Origin of the sequence: Salinicoccus halodurans, assembly GCF_900114445.1 — a bacterium.
GTDB lineage: Bacteria > Bacillota > Bacilli > Staphylococcales > Salinicoccaceae > Salinicoccus > Salinicoccus halodurans.
On the sequence record NZ_FOTB01000006.1, the window covers coordinates 26,659 to 45,469 of the forward strand.

General features: G+C 45.8%; 17 protein-coding genes. 2 read left to right on the forward strand and 15 right to left on the reverse strand.

The genetic code is table 11. The features are described from left to right. Positions 1-68 precede the first annotated feature (68 nt). From uvrC to zapA, 6 genes are all read right to left on the reverse strand, one after another. Entirely contained in the window at positions 69-1,838 is a 1,770-nt protein-coding gene (uvrC, locus tag BM271_RS12430; protein WP_046790396.1) for an excinuclease ABC subunit UvrC, read from the reverse strand. A 58-nt stretch (positions 1,839-1,896) separates the two neighbouring features. After that, the gene (trxA, locus tag BM271_RS12435; RefSeq protein ID WP_046790397.1) at positions 1,897-2,211 is read right to left on the reverse strand and encodes a thioredoxin; all 315 of its coding nucleotides are present in this window, start codon (positions 2,209-2,211) and stop codon (positions 1,897-1,899) included. A 181-nt stretch (positions 2,212-2,392) separates the two neighbouring features. Continuing rightward, complete coding sequence (locus BM271_RS12440; RefSeq protein WP_046790398.1) at positions 2,393-4,723, reverse strand: endonuclease MutS2; 2,331 nt, start codon at positions 4,721-4,723, stop codon at positions 2,393-2,395. A 10-nt stretch (positions 4,724-4,733) separates the two neighbouring features. Next, a complete protein-coding gene (polX, locus tag BM271_RS12445) occupies positions 4,734-6,428 on the reverse strand; it encodes a DNA polymerase/3'-5' exonuclease PolX (protein ID WP_046790399.1) in 1,695 nt (564 codons plus the stop codon). A gap of 39 nt (positions 6,429-6,467) precedes the next feature. Next, entirely contained in the window at positions 6,468-6,989 is a 522-nt protein-coding gene (locus BM271_RS12450; RefSeq protein WP_046790400.1) for a CvpA family protein, read from the reverse strand. Between the two features lie 4 nt (positions 6,990-6,993). Further along, complete coding sequence (zapA, locus tag BM271_RS12455; protein ID WP_046790401.1) at positions 6,994-7,251, reverse strand: cell division protein ZapA; 258 nt, start codon at positions 7,249-7,251, stop codon at positions 6,994-6,996. Between the two features lie 278 nt (positions 7,252-7,529). Here zapA and rnhC point away from each other — a divergent pair, with 278 nt between their 5' ends. Then, the gene (gene rnhC, locus BM271_RS12460; RefSeq protein ID WP_200795353.1) at positions 7,530-8,192 is read left to right on the forward strand and encodes a ribonuclease HIII; all 663 of its coding nucleotides are present in this window, start codon (positions 7,530-7,532) and stop codon (positions 8,190-8,192) included. A 39-nt stretch (positions 8,193-8,231) separates the two neighbouring features. Here rnhC and pheT read toward each other — a convergent pair whose 3' ends face one another. The 4 genes from pheT to BM271_RS12480 all read right to left on the reverse strand — a co-directional run bounded on the left by pheT (position 8,232) and on the right by BM271_RS12480 (position 13,797). Next, entirely contained in the window at positions 8,232-10,637 is a 2,406-nt protein-coding gene (pheT, locus tag BM271_RS12465) for a phenylalanine--tRNA ligase subunit beta (protein ID WP_046790403.1), read from the reverse strand. After that, positions 10,624-11,691 (reverse strand): phenylalanine--tRNA ligase subunit alpha, encoded by a 1,068-nt coding sequence (gene pheS / locus BM271_RS12470; protein WP_046790404.1) that lies wholly within the window; start codon positions 11,689-11,691, stop codon positions 10,624-10,626. The genes pheT and pheS overlap by 14 nt, the downstream gene beginning before the upstream one ends. Before the next feature lie 292 nt (positions 11,692-11,983). Beyond that, complete coding sequence (locus tag BM271_RS12475; RefSeq protein ID WP_052749865.1) at positions 11,984-12,730, reverse strand: TrmH family RNA methyltransferase; 747 nt, start codon at positions 12,728-12,730, stop codon at positions 11,984-11,986. Continuing rightward, the gene (locus BM271_RS12480) at positions 12,724-13,797 is read right to left on the reverse strand and encodes a M42 family metallopeptidase (protein WP_046790405.1); all 1,074 of its coding nucleotides are present in this window, start codon (positions 13,795-13,797) and stop codon (positions 12,724-12,726) included. The genes BM271_RS12475 and BM271_RS12480 overlap by 7 nt, the downstream gene beginning before the upstream one ends. A 152-nt stretch (positions 13,798-13,949) precedes the next feature. On the opposite strand from BM271_RS12480, the gene BM271_RS12485 reads away from it, so the two are divergent. After that, positions 13,950-14,222 (forward strand): hypothetical protein, encoded by a 273-nt coding sequence (locus BM271_RS12485; RefSeq protein WP_046790406.1) that lies wholly within the window; start codon positions 13,950-13,952, stop codon positions 14,220-14,222. Between the two features lie 57 nt (positions 14,223-14,279). Here BM271_RS12485 and rplT read toward each other — a convergent pair whose 3' ends face one another. From rplT to dnaI, 5 genes are all read right to left on the reverse strand, one after another. Continuing rightward, positions 14,280-14,639 (reverse strand): 50S ribosomal protein L20, encoded by a 360-nt coding sequence (gene rplT / locus BM271_RS12490; RefSeq protein WP_046790407.1) that lies wholly within the window; start codon positions 14,637-14,639, stop codon positions 14,280-14,282. Positions 14,640-14,663: 24 nt separating this feature from the next. Continuing rightward, positions 14,664-14,864, reverse strand: coding sequence for a 50S ribosomal protein L35 (rpmI, locus tag BM271_RS12495; RefSeq protein ID WP_046790408.1), 201 nt, complete (start codon positions 14,862-14,864; stop codon positions 14,664-14,666). A gap of 20 nt (positions 14,865-14,884) precedes the next feature. Then, positions 14,885-15,415 carry a translation initiation factor IF-3 gene (gene infC / locus BM271_RS12500; protein WP_046791504.1) on the reverse strand — a complete coding sequence of 177 codons (531 nt, stop codon included), beginning with the start codon at positions 15,413-15,415 and terminating at the stop codon, positions 14,885-14,887. Between the two features lie 222 nt (positions 15,416-15,637). Continuing rightward, positions 15,638-17,566 (reverse strand): threonine--tRNA ligase, encoded by a 1,929-nt coding sequence (gene thrS / locus BM271_RS12505; RefSeq protein ID WP_046790409.1) that lies wholly within the window; start codon positions 17,564-17,566, stop codon positions 15,638-15,640. A 315-nt stretch (positions 17,567-17,881) separates the two neighbouring features. Then, the gene (gene dnaI, locus BM271_RS12510) at positions 17,882-18,808 is read right to left on the reverse strand and encodes a primosomal protein DnaI (protein ID WP_046790410.1); all 927 of its coding nucleotides are present in this window, start codon (positions 18,806-18,808) and stop codon (positions 17,882-17,884) included. Between the last annotated feature and the right edge of the window lie 3 nt (positions 18,809-18,811).

Below are 18,811 nucleotides of genomic sequence, written 5' to 3' on the forward strand. Positions count from 1 at the left end.
ACTTGACATGTTGAGGCAAAGAATCGTTTAAATTTAAACAGTATTTTCCGAAAAATGAAACCGCATCCTCATGAGTTCAGTTTTTCCAGTATTCTCTTCGCGATCGGTGCAGGAATTCCAATTTCGGTAAATGAGCCGACATCCTTTTCCTTCATCCGTTTGATGGAACCGAAATGACTCAGAAGTTTCTGTTTGCGTTTCGGACCGACACCTTCAATACCATCGAGTACAGAAGTGACTGAAGTCTTGCTTCTCGTGTTCCTGTGGAAACTGATTGCAAATCTGTGGACTTCATCCTGAATCCTCTGAAGCAGGTAGAACTCCTGGGAGTTCTTTTTCATCGGTACTATCTCTGCACTCTCGCCGTACAGCAGTTCTGCAGTTTTATGCTTATCGTTCTTTGCGAGACCTGCCACCGGGATGTCCAGCGACAATTCGTCAAGCAGAACAGATTTGACCGTATTCATATGACCGATGCCGCCATCTACAATGATTAAATCCGGCAGGGGGAGATGCTCTTTCAGTACACGGGTGTATCTTCTTCTCACAGCTTCGGCCATGGATGCATAATCGTCCGGCCCTTTGACTGTCCTGATCTTATACTTCCTGTAGTCCTTCTTACTCGGTTTCCCGTCAATAAAGGAAATCATGACACTCACGGGATCCACACCCTGTATGTTCGAGTTATCAAACGCCTCGATGCGGATCGGCGTTTCAATATTCAGTATCTCACCAAGGCTCTCAATTGCCCCGATGGTCCTGGCTTCATCCTTTTCTATGATTTCAAACTTGTTTTTGAGAGCAATTTCAGCATTCTTATTCGCCAGGTCCACCATCTCTTTCTTTTGGCCGCGCTTCGGCTGCACTACATCAACCGGCAGATATTCATCTATGATCTCACGGTCCAGTCCTTTGGTGATGTGCACTTCTTTAGGCAGAAGATTCGATTTCAAATCATAGAATTGGGCGATGTAGCGGTAAAATTCCTCCTGCACGTCATCCTGGATCGGAAACATCTCCGCTTTTTTCTCAATCAGATTGCCATTTCTGACAAGCAGTACGGAAATCGCCATCCATCCCTTGGATACGCTGAAACCGAAACAGTCCCGGGCAGTCATATCTTTGGTCATCATCTTCTGTTTATTCATGGTGGCATCGATATGCCCCATCAGATCACGGTATTCCTTCGCTTTTTCAAACTCAAGATCTTCAGATGCCTTTTGCATCTTTTCCCTGAGCTCTCCCACTATCTGTTTTGTATCCCCGTTCAGAAATCTCGTTATACCATCGATCATCTCTTTGTACTGTTCCTGGGATACATCATATACACAAGGCCCGAGACATTGTCCGATATGGTAATAAAGACACAGTTTATCCGGCATTGTATTGCATTTCCTCAAAGGGTATATCCGGTCGAGCAGTTTTTTCGTCTCATGGGCGCTGTAAGCATTAGGGTACGGTCCGAAGTATGTGCCGGTTTTCGGTTTAACCGTCCGGGTGACAATCAGTTTCGGATGTTCTTCTTTCGTTATTTTTATGAATGGATAGCTTTTATCATCTTTGAGAAGAATGTTATAGCGTGGATAATGCTTCTTGATCAGATTGAGTTCAAGCAGAAGAGATTCCACTTCTGAATTTGTCACGATGAAATCAAAGTCGGTGATTTCCGATACCAATCTCATTGTCTTTTCATCATGGGCACCGGAAAAATAGGATTTTACACGGTTGCGGAGGTTCTTCGCTTTCCCGACATATATTACTATTCCATGCCTGTCTTTCATAAGATAACAGCCAGGTTCTGTAGGCAGCACTGACAATTTTAATTTAAGGTCCTCCATATTCATCCCTCTTATCGCAACTTTATAAAAAAAAGCCGCCATAGCGGCGGCTTAACACTTATGCATGTTTTTCGATCAATGCAACAAGTTGTTCTTTCGGCTGGAAACCGACAACTTTATCAACCGGCTGTCCGTCTTTGAACAGAATAAGCGTCGGAATACTCATTACTTCGTACTCGCTCGCTGTCGCCTGGTTATCGTCTACATTCAGTTTTGCAATATCTGCTTTTCCTTCAACATCAGTTGCAACTTCTTCAAGCACGGGTGCAATCATTTTACAAGGTCCGCACCAAGGTGCCCAGAAGTCCACTAATTTAAGACCGCTGCCTACTTCATCTTTGAAATTTTGATCGTTTACTTCATATATAGCCATCGAAATTACCTCCATTTTGGTCGATTATGTTTTTAATTATAGCATGATGATGCAAAAGGGCTCAATGGAATTGCTTATGCAAACAAAAACAGGTATACGATTCCGCCCAGGAACATCACGATCCCTGCCCCGATCATCACTTTCGCCAGTTTATACATATCGAAATTATCCATGCCTTCACCTACTTCATTTCAACTACCGTCACACCAAATCCGCCTTCACTCGGCATTCCGCCCCTGAACGATTTGACTTTAGGGTGTGTTCTGAGGAATTGCTGGACTCCTTTCTGGAGCGCCCCCGTCCCCTTACCATGAATGATTTCAACTTCATTATAGTTCGATAACAGGACCTGGTCCAGATATCTGTCCAGTTTCTGCAGCGCCTCTTCATATCTTTCTCCACGGAGGTCCAGTTCCCTTTTGACCGGAGACTTACCGATCCTTCTTGCAACTGTGCGCTCCTGCTTCTGTTTTTTGCGTTTTTTCAGTTCATCGAGACCGACTTTCATCTTGATGATCCCCATCTGGACCGTTGCTTCCTCACCTTCTACAGCAAGAACCTCACCTTTTTGACCATAGGACAGGACATCCACTTCATCACCGGACTGAATCTTCTCTTTTTCGGCAGCCCGTTCTTTTCGTTTGATCTCTTCCTGATGGTAACTGTCGGTGAGCGTCTTCTTCTGCTCGATGATTTCGTGTTCCTGTATGCTTTCAGCGCCGCGGCTCTTCATCTCTTCAAGTGACTGGATGACTGCTTCCGCCTTCATTTCACTTTCTTTGATGATGCGGTTTGCCGCTTCCCGCGCATTTTTCCTCAATTTTTCCTTATAGCCTTCAAAGTCATCCATATGTTTTTTAAGATCCTGGTGTATATTTTTGGATTCCTTCAGCAGTGCCTCTGTTTCATATTCATTGTCGCGCGCATTTCTGGTATGTCTCTCAAGTGCTGATATCATATCATTCACTTCCTGGGAATCACGGCCTGCAAGCTCACGGGCACGCATGATGACATCAGGATTCAGACCGAGTTTATTGGATATCTCAAATGCATTCGATTTACCCGGTATGCCCATCAGCAGCCTGTACGTCGGAGACAGGGTATTCACATCAAATTCCACACTCGCGTTTATAACATCACCCCTTGTATAGCTGAACGATTTCAGCTGCGGATAATGGGTGGTCGCCACTATGGTGGCCTGCCTTGTTAATAAATACTCCAGGATGCTGATAGCCAGGGCCGCCCCTTCTTCAGGATCCGTCCCGGCGCCTAGTTCATCAAGCAGAACCAGGCTGTCTGCGTCGGTTTCTTCCAGAATTCCCGTAATATTGGTCATATGGCTTGAGAATGTGGAAAGTGACTGTTCAATCGACTGCTCATCGCCGATGTCACTGTAAATTTTGGAGAACATGCGAAGCACACTGCCGTCCCTGGCAGGCACCGGTATACCCGACTGGGCCATGAGGGCACTGAGTCCAATAGTTTTGATCGTCACAGTCTTACCCCCGGTGTTGGGGCCGGTAATGATGACTGCCCGCGTTTCTCCGTCCATTACAATGTCATTCTTGACGGAGACCTCAGCCGGGATGAGCGGGTGGAAAGCGGCTGGAAGATAGATGCCGCCATCTGATACCACTTCAGGTTTTGTCCCCCCTATTTTCGATCCGTACTTCGCCTTGGCAAATACCATATCGATATGATGAAGCGCATCATCCGTCATGATAAGTTCCGAAGCCACTTCTGCAGTTTCGGCAGTCAGCTGGTAGAGGATGCGTTCCACTTCTGTCTGCTCTTCATCTTTTAAATTCTGTATCTGATTTGTCATCTGCACCACTGCCATCGGTTCCATGTAGACTGTCTGGCCGCTTGCAGAGATATCGTGTACAATACCGTTGAAATCGCCCTGATGTTCAACTTTCACCGGTACGACATAGCGGTTGTTACGCATCGTAATCAGACTGTCCGACAACTTTTTCTGATTTCCTCCGCGGATGATTTCATTCAGCCGGCTCCTGACTCTGTCTTCTTCGGAATTGATTTTGGACCTGATCCGCAGCAGCGCTTCAGAGGCATGATCGAGCACGCGGGAGTCGTCGCATGTTTCTGTAATCCGCCTGTAAAGGAAATGGATGTCGGGAAGACCGTTTATATAGACCGGCAAATAGGACAATTCCACTTCATCTTCATCAAATTCGTCAAAAACTTTCATAAGCATATTCTTCCGGTTCAGCATGCTCCGGATATGATTGAATTCGGGCACACCGAGCATGCTGCCGATTTCAGCCCGTTTAATATGCTGTTTTATATCTGTTATGCCACTGAGTTCAATATTTTTGTATCTGAGCATTGTCGCTGCATCATCCACTTCACTGATCATCTGTGTCACTTCATCCAGATTTGTGGAAATCATCGAAGGATTGATACGGTCTCTCGTCTTTTCGCTTTCCGCTTGACTCGCAAGCTGGCCCAGTATTTTATCAAACTCCAGTGCATTTATCGTTCTATCATTCATTTTAAAACCTCTATTTTCCTTTATTCACAAAATTTCTGAAGTCTTCTCTCGAAAATGTATTGATGACATCTTCTTTTTGTATCAGAGCTTTTTGCAGCGTCGCCACCCCATATTCCATGAAATCCAGATGAGCTGTATGATGGGCATCTGTATTAACGGTCAACTTCAGGCCGGAATGTCTGATGACATCGGCTGAGAGGTCGAGTCTCCGAGGATTGGCATTCACTTCCAATACTGTGCCCGTGTCTTTTGCCATACTTATCAGTTCCTGCATATTGACCGGATATCCTGCCCTCGAGCCGATCAGTCTTCCTGTAGGATGTGCGATATGCCTCACATATGGATTTTCACATGCCGACTTCAGTCTGTGCATGATTTCCGCCTCTGTCTGCGTAAAACTGGAATGGATGGCCGCGAGGACATAATCCAATTCTTTCAGCATGTCGTCCGAGTAATCCAGTGTGCCGTCTTTTAATATATCCATTTCCGTTCCAGTATATATGTCAATTTCAGGATATTCATCCCTCAGGCCTTTAATTTCTTCAATCTGTTTGTACAGCCTGTTTTCATACAGACCGTTCGCCACGCGCAGACTCTTGGAGTGATCTGTAATGATCATATACTTATAGCCTTTGGCGATGCATGCCTCTACCATTTCACGCACTGAGAATGCCCCGTCACTATATACCGTATGCATATGGAGATCGCCTTTCATATCATCCATGGAGACGATTTTGGATATGTCCGTATCTGTCTCCTCCCCGCTTTCGCGCATCGTTGGGGGAATGAATGGCAGACCGAAATGATTGAAGAAAGACTCTTCCGAGCCGAATGTCTTTATTTCTCCATTCGATTCCACACCATACTCACTGATTTTTTCCCCCCGGGATTTTGCAATCTGCCGCATCTTCACATTGTGATCTTTAGAGCCTGTAAAATGATGGAGCGTCGTAAAGTATTCCCGGGATGTGACAAAGCGGAAGTCCACATTGATTTCATCCATATCATCTTCTATGACCACAGATAATTTCTTTTCGCCTTTTGCCACCGTTTCCCGGACAAAGGGAGATTCGAGGAAACTCTCAGTAAACGCAGCGGCATCCGTCACCTCAATAATATAATCGAGATCACGGCTCGTCTCCTTAAAGCGCCTGCCGCTTCCCGCCACGTCATATTTTTCAACCATTTCCATCTCATCCAGCACATTCTCGACTGCCGTTCTGAATGAGATGATCCTTTCGATGGGATAGCGCTCGGGACGTGTCAGCAGCTCATCAATCGCCTTGGAAATGTTCTGTTCCGTTTTTACACCGAACCCCGGCAGTGTGCTCACTCGTTTGCTGTCGCATGCCTCTTTCAGTCCTTCCATGCTGGCGATACCAAGCTCTTTATGGATTTTTGCTATTTTTTTTGGACCAAGCATCGGTATTTTCAGCATTCTCACCAGGCCTTCGGGCACTGACTCCTTCAACTCATCCAGGACTGTGGATCTGCCTGTGTCAACATACTCCACAATGACTTCATTAACCCCTTTGCCAATGCCTTTCATTGTTGAAAAATCGTCTATTTCCGACAGGGACCGCCCATCGGTCTCAATACTTGCAGCAGCCTTTCTGTATGCTGATACTTTAAATGGATTTTCAAGTGAGAGCTCCATATAAGTCGCAATCGTTTCTAATAATACAATAATATCTTTTTTAGTCATGTCAGCCTCCAAAAAAAGAGCCATATTCCTATGACTCTGCTATAACCATTCTATAAATTTATCAGATAGTATAAATGTGTGTTCCATTATGAATGTTGCCAGTCCTGATTCTCCGATTGCGTTCTGGATGAATTCAAGAGGAATAATCGCAAGCATGAAAATTATTACTGTTAAAACATAAATCATTTCGATTAATCCGAGTATCAGTCCCGCAATTTCTCCTGCGACCCCAAAAACATTGATCTGCTGAAGGTAGTCAAAAGCACTCACAATCACCTGGATCAGGATTTTAGTAATTACAAAAATAATGAAAAATGCAGTCATATCATAGAATGCATATTCAGTGTTGGCCAGATCAGGAAGCAGTGGATTATGCACCGCCTGTGCTGTTGAAGGATAAGGCATGATCATATCGAATTTTGAAGACAGCGTATCGTAGTTCATGGCAGATATGATAATCGCTGAAATAGTCCCGACCAGATGAAGGAGCTGCAGAATGACGCCCCTCCTGTAGCCGATGACCAGACCGATAACGAGTAATATGAAAATTATTATCGACATATCATCAATTACCTTTTTGTTCCAGTTCCTGAATTGCGGAATCATACTTTTCCTGAAGCTTGACGTAGTCATCCATTACGTTCACCGCTGCCAGAACCGCTTTTCTTGTAGTATCAAGCCCTGCATTCCTGACACCGATTTCCCTGATTTTCTCATCTACAAGCCGCGCTACATACCTCATATGTTCCGGGTTCTCGGCCCCCACCAACGTATACTGCTGGTCATAAATATCAACAGCAATGCGATTTTTATATTCTGCCATTTGACATTGCCTCCTATTACAAAGTTTCAGTGATAAATGTTATATATAACTTAACATAAAAAGCTTTAGTGATGCCATTCCAACAGCCCCCTGACACAAATCAGAGAGCATCAGGCCTCAATAATCACATAATAATATAAATGTATAATAACACATACCCGCCATCATTTTAATAATACTATAAAAATTGGTGAAATCAAAAATACCCATGTTACAATTATAATGAAGAAACAGCAACTAAACTCACAAAAGGGAAGATAACAATGATCTATGACACTATGAACACCATAGGCAGTGATGAAGCCGGCGTGGGTGACTATTTCGGACCGATGACTGTATGTGCCGCTTATGTGCCTAAAGAAAAGATTGCATTATTAAAAGAACTCGGGGTAAAGGATTCCAAAAATCTATCCAACAGCACAGTCGACAAACTGGCGCGTGAAATCATCCATATCGTGCCCTATTCCCTCGTTGTGCTTGATAACCCATCCTATAACAAAAAGATTGATGAAGGCTGGAACATCGTGAAGCTTAAAGCAGTACTCCATGATCACTGCATACGGAAGACATTCGAAAAAATGGAACAGCCGGATGACCTGGAAGCTATTGTCATCGACCAGTTCACAACAGAGAAAGCCTACCGTAAATACGTGCCCGACCCTTTCATGCTCAATCTGGTCCATCAGGAGACAAAAGCAGAATCCAAATCCATTGCTGTGGCCTGTGCAAGCATCCTCGCAAGAAGCAGATACCTCGAACAGATGTCCAATCTGAACCGCTCATTGAAGCAGGAAGTGCCGCGGGGCGCAAGCAAAAAGACAGACTTATTCGCAGCAAAACTTGCCGAAAGACAGGGGATGGATTTTGTGGATTCAATTTCAAAAAAGCATTTTAAATCCAGGGATAAAGTCAAAGAATTATTGAATAAAAAGTATGACTGACCAACAAAAACCAGATGCAGAGGCATCTGGTTTTTTCTGTTATCTGATGGATGCCCCGTCCTGTTCAAGTGCTTCCAGTACAGGCGAGTGCACCGCTTCGATTTCTTCATCAGTCAGTGTCTGTTCCCTATTCAGATAAGTGAGACGGATCGCCACCGATTTCATTCCATCCGCGACATTTTCTCCTTCGTAAACATCAAACACAAACACATCTTCGAGATATTTTTTTGCAGCCTTCCTGATTGTATTCATCAATGCATCAGCCGTTACCGATTGTTCTACAACAAGGGCAATATCACGCGTAATGGTAGGATATTTTGAGAGTTGTTCATAAACTATAATACCGTTTTTAACACTCAGCAGCTGATCGATACTGATTTCAAATACCGCTGTCCTGTTTAAATCGTTGTCTTCTGCAAACTTCGGATGGATTTCTCCTGCAAATCCGATTTTTTCTTCTCCAAAATAGATGTCAGCTGTTCTTCCCGGGTGCATCTCCCTGAATCCTTCTGATTGACGGTAGCTGATATTATCAGTTACACCCAGTTTTTCAAAGATGCTGTCCACGATGCCTTTTGCAGCGTAGAAATCAGCAGGTACACTCGTCCCCAGCCATTCGGTACGGTTCATCTCACCGGTCAGCACACCGCCGAGCATTTCAATCTCTTCAGGCTGGTTGCCTTCTCCTCTGGACACAAAAACCCTGCCCATTTCATAGAGCTGGACATCCTTTTGCTGACGGTTCACGTTATATACTGCATTATCAATAAGATGCGGTATCATGCTGTTTCTTAAAACTGCATGATCTTCACTCATCGGCATCAAAAGTTCAAGACCTTCTGTACGCTCCGTAAACTGTTTTGATTTTTCCCGGCTTGTCAAGGCATAGTTGATTGCCTGGGTCAGACCGAGCGACTCCAGCTGATGGCGGATAATACGCACTTTCTTCTGTTCATCCGTGAGCTTCCCGGGAGTAATTGATGTGTACTCGGGAAGCGAAGAAGGCAATGCATCATAACCGTAGATTCTGGCCACTTCTTCTGTGATATCCTCTCTGATTTTCAGGTCGTCCCTTCTGGAGGGAATTGAAATATTCAGCGTTTCACCCCTGACTTCAGTTTCCAGTCCAAGCTTAGATAATGATCCGACAATCTCTTCAGTGGATAGATCCATCCCAAGACGGTTGTTGATGAATGATCCAGTCACTGAAATCCTGCTGTTTTCGAGATTCAGTTCACCATCAGAAATTACACTGCCCGTCACTCTGCCGCCTGCATATTTTTCAAGCAGATACGCGGCACGGTCCAGTGCTTCCAGAACAAATTCATGTGAAACACCTTTTTCAAAACGGGCAGAAGCTTCGCTTCGGAGATTCAGACGGTTACTTGTTTTTCTGATGGAAACCGGATTGAAGAGTGCAGACTCGATGAGGACAGTAGTCGTGCTCTCAGTGACTTCGGAGAAGTCTCCCCCCATCACGCCTGCAAGTGCAATCGGTTCCCTTCCGTTGGTAATGACGATGTCACTGTCATTCAACTTCCGTATTTTATCATCCAGAGTCGTCATCTCTTCATCCTGGCCGGCGAAACGTGTAACGATTTCGTCCGAACCGATCTTATCCCTGTCAAACATATGGAGCGGCTGCCCGAACTCAAGAAGGACATAGTTTGAAATATCAACGACATTGTTGATCGGCCGGATACCCGCTTTGATCAGGCGCACCTGCATCCATGTCGGCGCAGGTTTTATTTCAACATCTCTGACAATGCGGGCGCCGTAATAAGGTACGGCATCCGCATCTTCATTCCTGATGCTGAACGCGGCGCTTCCATTATCCTCATGCTCAGTAAGCGGGCTCTTCGGCCTTGTCACTTCGCCGCCGAAAAGTGCGCGCGTTTCATATGCGGCACCTGCCATGCTGAGCGCATCCTTACGGTTTGGCGTAAGATCGAAATCCATTACCTGGTCGTCGAGATAAAGTGCAGAGAGGGCGTCCGTTCCGATATTTTTAGCTTCATTGAACATGAAGATGCCATTCTGATATTCTTTGGGAATATAGTCTTCAGGAATGCCGAGCTCTTCCAATGAACAGATCATCCCTTCAGACACCTCGCCGCGCAATTTGGCACGTTTGATTTTGATCCCGCCAGGCAGTCTGCCGCCCACCCTGCTGACAATGACATAGGAATCCGCCTTGACATTCGGGGCACCACACACGATCTGATTTGTCTCTTCACCAGTGTTCACCTGGCATATTTTCAGCCGGTCGGCCTCCGGATGCTGCTCTACGGATTCAACATAGCCGACGACAAGATTCTTAATCCCTTCCGTATAATCGATTACATCATCCACTTCAATACCGCCGCGCGTAATCCTCTCGGCTAACTCATCGATGGAAACATCGACCGGGATCCATTCATTCAACCATTCTTTAGATACTCTCACTTTGGTTCCCTCCATCTTCTGTTGCTGTGAACTGCTTGATAAATCTAAGATCATTCGTATAGAAATGCCTTATATCTTCGATACCATATTTAAGCATTGCGATCCGGTCAGGTCCCATGCCGAAGGCAAATCCTGAGTATTCATCCGGATCGAACCCTGCCATTTCAAGTACATTCGGATGCACCATGCCGGCACCGAGTATTTCGATCCAGCCGGAACCTTTGCACACATTACATCCTGCACCCTTACATTTGAAGCAGGAAATATCCACCTCGACACTCGGTTCAGTGAACGGGAAATAACTCGGACGCAGCCTGATTTCACGTTCCGCACCGAACATTTCTTTGGCAAACAGTTCGAGGGTGCCTTTCAGGTCACTCATGTGAATGTTTCTATCCACGACAAGCCCTTCAATCTGCGTGAACTGATGGCTGTGGGTGGCATCATCGCTGTCCCTTCTGTACACTTTGCCGGGACAGATGATCTTAACCGGACCCGCGCCTTTTCTTGCCTGCATCGTACGCGCCTGCACAGGCGATGTATGTGTACGGAGCAATATGTCCTCAGAGAAATAGAAACTGTCCTGCATATCCCTCGCAGGGTGGGATTTCGGCAGGTTAAGCGCTTCGAAGTTGAAATAATCCGTTTCAACTTCGTAGCCTTCGGCGATCTCATAGCCGAGACCGATGAAGAAATCTTCAATATCTTCTATCGTACGGCTCAGTGGATGCGGACTGCCGAGTTTGAACGTCCTTCCAGGCAGTGATACATCGATGGTCTCTTCCTTAAGCTGAGCCTCCAGTGCCGCACTTGCCAACACTGCCTCCTTCTCTTCAATCACCTCAGTGATATGGGAACGCACCTCATTGACCTTGGCACCGTAGAGAGGCTTATCTTCATTTGAAAGGTTCTTCATTTCTTTCATCAAGCCCGTCACTTTACCTTTTTTACCTAAATATTCAACTTTCAGATCCTGCAATGATTTTTTGTCATCGATGGATTCTATCGCTTTGTCGAATGTCTTCTGAATTTCTGAAATCCCGCTCGTATCCATTTTCCCCACTCCTTGTAAAATAATAAAAACCCCGTCCTCTACACACAAGGACGGAGTTTTCCGCGGTACCACCTGATTTTCTGTACATCAAAGAGACATACAGACACTTCTCGAAGATAAGGGATAAGCCCTCGCTTCAATCAGCCAGGTGAACACTGGTCCCCTCCGTATGCCGCATTGCAGTCTGTGTGCGGCACTCCCTGAAACGGAATCTCGAACCATTTATGTCCGGCTTCAAGCTGAAGCTGTTTATTAATCTTATAAAGTAATTATAAATCAAAGTACTAAAAAATCAAGCTCTGAAATGGTGCATAAGTATCCCGCCGGCAATTCCGACGTTCAGGCTCTCACTCTGCCCGCTCATTTCGATTTTCACTTTTAAATCCACTGTGGAAAGTACTTCACTGCTCACACCGCTGCCCTCATTGCCCAGTACTAACATGAGCGGACCGGCGGGGACATCAATGTCACCGAGCGGAAGCGCGCCGTGAAGTGCGGTGCCGAGTACAGTCCCTTCAAAGCCCCGGACCGCCCCGGCCGCCTCCTCGACCACAATATCGATATGGAAAGTGCTCCCCTGTGCGCTTCTGAGCACTTTTTCACTGAATACATCCACCGTATCCGGCGACAGCACGACTTTATCGAATCCAAAGGCATCCGCAGTACGGATCAGTGTACCCAGGTTCCCGGGGTCCTGCACACAATCGAGAAGCAGGACTCTCTGACCGGAGGATTCCGGCGGGCTGTATGAAACTTCAGCCATAATGCCCGGCGGCGTTTCAAGGAGCGAGAGAGACTTCATGACATCCCGGCTGACGAACATCAGATCACGGTTTTTTACATCCAGTCCATCACTGACGTAATCTTCCGACAGTATCACTGTATGCACAGTCTGATTGTATATTACCGCCTCTTCAACCAGATGCTCACCTTCAATCAAAAATCGGTTGAGCCGGCCTCGGTATTTTTTCTTGTGAAGTTTTCTTAAATCCTTGATTCTCCGGTTATCTTTCGAGGTGATGATTTCCTTTTCTACCAAATGATCTCTTCCACCTTGCTGTCGTCAAGTGACCTTACTATTTCAGTCACCAGCCTGACTGCGTTATTGTAATCGTTCCTGTTGAGGATTGATACGTTTGAGTGCATATATCTGAGCGGGACACCAATTGAAATTGAAGGCACACCCTCGTTTGATACGTGGAATGCACCCGAGTCCGTTCCCCCTCCTGTAATTGTAGACCACTGGACAGGAATATCCTTTTCTTCCGCCACTTTTTCGATGTGACGGCGGAAACCGACATGTCCGATGTTGGAGCCGTCCAGAAGGAGCACCAGCGGTCCATCGCCCATCTTGCCGGTGCCGTCTTTTTCACTCATTCCGGGCGTGTCCCAGGAGATACCCACGTCGACTGCAATCGCAAGATCCGGCTTGATCTTATTTGCGGCAACTTTCGCACCGCGCAGCCCGACTTCCTCCTGCACCGTCGCGCCGCTTACGACGTTGATGTCCACGTCTTCATCTTTGATTTCTTCGAGTACTTCGACTGCCAGGCTGCAGCCGAATCTGTTATCCCATGCTTTTGCCAGAAGAGAGTCTTTGTTGGCCATCTCTGTGAAGTCACAGTGCGGAGTGATCTGATCTCCCACTTTAACGCCGGCTTCTTCGGCTTCTTCTTTGGAGGCAACACCAATGTCGATGAACATCTCTTTCATATCCACCGGTTTTTTCCGCGCTTCAGGAGAGAGGACATGCGGCGGTTTAGAACCGATCACGCCTGTAAGCACGCCCCTGTCCGTAATCACATTCATGCGCTGGGAAAGCATCACCTGATTCCACCATCCGCCAACAGGAGTGAATCTCAGGAAACCATCCTCATCGATGCGTGTCACCATAAAGCCGATTTCATCAAGGTGCCCGCCGATCAGCAACGTGCGTGAGCCGTTTTTGGCGTTGCGTTTTCCAAAGATACCGCCCAGATTATCATTGATCAATTCATCACTTACAGGCTCCAGATATTCTTTCATGACTTTTTTGACATCATACTCAAAACCTGAGATTCCGTGTGCATCAGTTAAACTTTTCATCATTGTCAATTGCTTGTCCATAATCAATCTCCTATCCTTCGTTTTAAGATACTTCCATTCTATCATAAATTATTTCAGTTCCCGTAATAAAAACCATATTGGTATAAATGTTTGTAAGAAGCTGATATTATTCTATTATAGCAGTAACTAAAGTTATTCTAGGAGGCGTATAAATGATAAATATAGAATTATCCAAAGTCGAAGAATCCGGAGAACAGGTCATTGTAAAACGCAATACTTTTGAAAATGAAAATGAAGCTGAAAAAATCTATAACTCACTGACGGACGATTACGCCGATCAGACACTTCCTTTCTTTGATAAGGGCGAGCAGCTCATCAGACTCGACATACTGCCGCCATCTTCCGATGAAGTAAGGAAGAACCAGAAGGAATGCTACTTCGAGTATTCGGAAGAACTGCTGAACAAGCTTGTAAATAGGATCTAGTACAGAAAAACACCCGTTCCGCATCGATTGCGGAACGGGTGTTTTTCATATATATTATTATTTCTCCAAAGCATTTTTAGCTTGTGTTGCAAGCTCAGCAAATGCTTTTTCATCAGAAATAGCAATTTCTGAAAGCATTTTTCTGTTGATGTCAATACCTGCAGTTTTCAGTCCGTTCATCAAACGGCTGTAGCTGATGCCATTTTGGCGTGCTGCTGCATTAATACGTGAGATCCAGAGTCTGCGGAATTCACGTTTAGTGTTGCGACGGTCACGGTAAGCGTACTGTCCGGATTTTGTTACCTGTTGTTTGGCAGTTCTATATAGAGTGCTCTTTGCACCGAAATATCCTTTTGCCTGCTTCAATACTTTTTTGCGTCTTTTACGGGACGTTAGTCCATTTTTAACTCGAGCCATGTTTGGTCCTCCTCATTCAGTCGATTATTTCATGTTTGAAAGTAGTTGTTTCAGACGTTTGTGGTCGCCTTTTGATACAAGCGTCGCTTTTCTCAAGTGACGTTTCTGTTTAGTGGATTTGTTTGCAAACAGGTGGGATGTGAACGCTCTGTTGCGCTTGAATTTACCAGTTCCTGTACGCTTTACGCGTTTTGCGTAACCTCTGTGAGTTTTCATTTTTGGCATGGGATTCAACCTCCGGTTTATTAATTTTTATCTACAATTGGGGAAACTACCAAGAACATTGAACGACCTTCCATCTTAGGTCTCTGTTCTACAGTAGCGACTTCGGAAAGCTCATCTGCGAAACGTTCCAGCACTTTACGTCCAATATCTTTGTGAGTGATTGCACGTCCGCGGAAGCGGATTGAAACTTTAACCTTATCTTCTTTAGACAGGAATTTTTTCGCGTTTTTAAGCTTCGTGTTGAAGTCATGATCTTCAATCGTCGGGGAAAGTCTGATTTCCTTGACGTTGATGACCTTCTGCTTCTTACGTGCTTCTTTCTCTTTACGCTGCTGCTCATACTTGTACTTGCCGTAATCCATGATACGGGCAACTGGCGGTTTGGCATTCGGTGCAACAAGAACGAGGTCCTGTTCTACACGGTCTGCCATCTCCTGTGCTTCTTGTTTTGACTTGATTCCGAGCTGGGAACCATCTTGTCCGATCAGTCGAACTTCTTTGGCGCGGATTCTATCATTGATAAATGTTTGATCCTTTGCTATCTTTGACACCTCCATAAAGTTTGAAGACGAACAAAAAGGCGGGCACATTATGCGCCCGCCATCTGACATGAGGACATAAGGACAGACATGATCGCCTGTTCCATACGTGTCCCTCTGTACAAACCCGGTCGCTGCTTTCCTGCGCTTGCGGGTGAGAAGCGGGTCGCTTCTTCTTGTCCGTTCTTATCAACTCTTAATATACTACACTAATCCCAACGCTTTGTCAATACGTTATTTTTTCAGACGGATCTCGTCCACAAGCTTCCAGACGAAGTCCTCCCTGTCGTAGGAATTCTGTTCCTTTTCGCCGTATTTCCGCACGTTCACCTGTGATTCTTCAATTTCCTTATCGCCGATGACCACCTGATACGGCACTTTCCTCATCTGTGCTTCACGGATCTTATAACCGAGCTTTTCATTTCTCTCGTCTATATTGACACGGATGCCATGACTCTTGAGTTCATCCTGGATGCTTCGTGCATAATCATAATGAAGGTCCAGGTTGACCGGGATGATTTCCACCTGCTGCGGCGCAAGCCATAATGGGAATGCACCTTTGTATTCTTCGGTAAGGAAGGCGACGAAACGTTCCATAGTCGATACGACTCCGCGGTGGATGACCACCGGACGGTGCAGTTCCCCGTCACTGCCTACATAAGTCAGGTCGAAACGTTCAGGCAGCAGGAAATCCAGCTGCACTGTTGAAAGTGTTTCTTCCTTGCCCATGGCTGTCTGTACCTGCACATCCAATTTCGGACCGTAGAATGCCGCTTCCCCTTCCGCTTCAGTATACTGGAGGTCCATTTCATCAACTGCCTCTTTCAACATGGATTCCGCTTTCTGCCACATTTCATCATCATCGAAGTACTTTTCAGTATCTTCCGGATCCCGGTAGCTTAATCTGAACGAATAATTTTCAAAACCGAAATCTTCATAGACGTCGATGATCAGCTGGACAACGCGTTTGAATTCCTCTTTGATCTGATCCGGACGGACGAATACATGGGCATCATTCAAAGTCATACCGCGGACACGCTGGAGACCACTCACTGCCCCGCTCGCCTCATAACGATGCATTGTGCCGAGTTCTGCGATACGGATCGGCAGCTCCCGGTATGAGTGTTTGTCTGATTTATAGATCATCATATGATGCGGACAGTTCATCGGACGCAGCACGAGTTCCTCGCCATCCATATCCATCGTCGGGAATATGTCTTCCTGATAGTGATCCCAATGACCGCTTGTTTTGTAAAGTTCTACATTTGCCATGACCGGAGTGTAGACGTGATCATAGCCCATCGCCACTTCTTTATCCACAATGTATCGCTCAATTTCGCGCCTGATTGTCGCGCCGTTCGGCAGCCATAGCGGAAGCCCTGCACCAACAAGCTGGTTGTTCTGGAACAGTTTCATGTCTTTGCCGATGCGGCGGTGATCACGTTCTTTACGCTCCTCCAGCATATTCATATATGCTTTCAGATCTTTCTTGTCGAAGAATGCAGTGCCGTAAATCCGCTGCAGCATCTTGTTGTCGCTGTCTCCCCGCCAGTATGCCCCGGCAGTGCTGAGCAGTTTGAAAGTCCTGATCTTCGAAGTTGAAGGCACATGGACGCCCCGGCAGAGGTCTGTAAATTCCCCCTGGGAATAAACAGTGACCGTTTCCCCTTCCGGAATGGCATCGATCAGCTCAAGCTTGTACTCATCATCTTTGAACAGTTCTTTGGCTTCTTCCCTGGAAAGTTCCCGGCGTTCGATTTCCACATTTTCATCAACGATCCTCTGCATTTCTTTTTCAATTTTCGGGAAATCGTCAGATGAGATATTCTCATCCATATCGAAATCATAATAGAAGCCTTCTTCGATGACTGGTCCGACACCGAACTTCACATCTCCATACAGACGTTTGAGCGCCTGGGCCATCAGGTGGGCCGTCGAATGCCTCAGGACCTCGAGACCCTCTTCATCTTTATTTGTCAGAAGCTCAAGTTCGCTGTCTGATTCAATCGGTCTTCTCAAGTCATACATCCGTCCGTCTACTTTTGCAGCAACCGCCGCTTTTTTTAGTCCCGGGCTGATTGACTGGGCAATCTCTTCAGCAGTGATGCCTTCATCAAACGTTTTTACATTTCCATCCGGAAAACTAATTTTGATTTCGTCCATTCCACTCTTCCTTTCTTCAGCTTAATTAAATACAGGAGAATAAAAAAATCGCCCCTCTGTCTATAGAGGGGCGATTTTCACCGCGGTACCACCCTGATTTACGGGGAAACCCCGTCTTCAGCCGGATATAACGGTCCGGACCGGCCGGGTATTAACCGGCATAGATTAAGGTAGTAACCATAGCGGTCTTATGTGCATGTCTCAGCAAATCATGCACTCTCTTGGATGAGACCGGGGTACAGTATTGTCCTTGGATTTAAATAATGAAATTATAGATTTATTATAATAGAATCCCATATGCTTTTCAAGCATCAGTCAATTCCTGTAGTTCCTGCCCTCCAGCTGTACTTCTTCACATAGTGATTTGATGCGTTCAAGCATCCGCATCGCTTTTGTCTCTTCCACACCATTTTCTTTCGTACGGCTGTATCTGTACTCAAGGTCATCCATGGAATAATTCGAACTGATGAATGTCGGCAGTCCTTCAACCATCCTGTGATGCAGTATGCCCGTCATCACTTCATCTCTTACCCATGGCGTGACATCTTCCGCGCCAAGGTCATCGAGCATGAGTACCTGTGCATTCTTGATCGTGTTGAATTTTTCATCTGTCGTCCCGTCTTTGAAGCCGGACTTCAGATCACGGATGATCTCCGGTACATAGACAATCATGGAAGATACCGATTTTTCCTTCAGCTCATTGGCAATACATCCAAGAAGATAGGACTTCCCTATCCCGAAGCTGCCATGTATATAGAGCCCTTTCGTATCGATGCCGGCACTGATCTTCTGACTCGCCGAAATGGCCTTTTTGATGATTTCCTGCCGGTTGGAATCCGAGTCCAGGAATACTGTATCAAATGTGGCATCTTTTACATCCTTAGGAACATGGTAGGAATCGATCAGGCGCTCCCGTTCCCGGAAAGCATCTTCTTTTTTCTTATTCGGACATACTGAATAAATGATGTGTATCCGTCCGCCGCGCACATCTATGGAAGGGACATACCCTTCCGGATGATTGATGCAGCTGTCCAGGGATCCGCATTTTTCACATGCCAGCGACTGCTCCGTATAGCGTTTCAGCTGCAGCATATCATTGCGGATCATCGTCTGTGTAATTTCTGTCTCACTGTTCTCAATGAGTTCGATAATCCTCGGATGTCGGATAAGTTCTTCATACAGCTTATCATTATTCTCTTTTATCTTCTTCGAATTTTTTAAAAATTGGTTAATGGGTTCCATTTG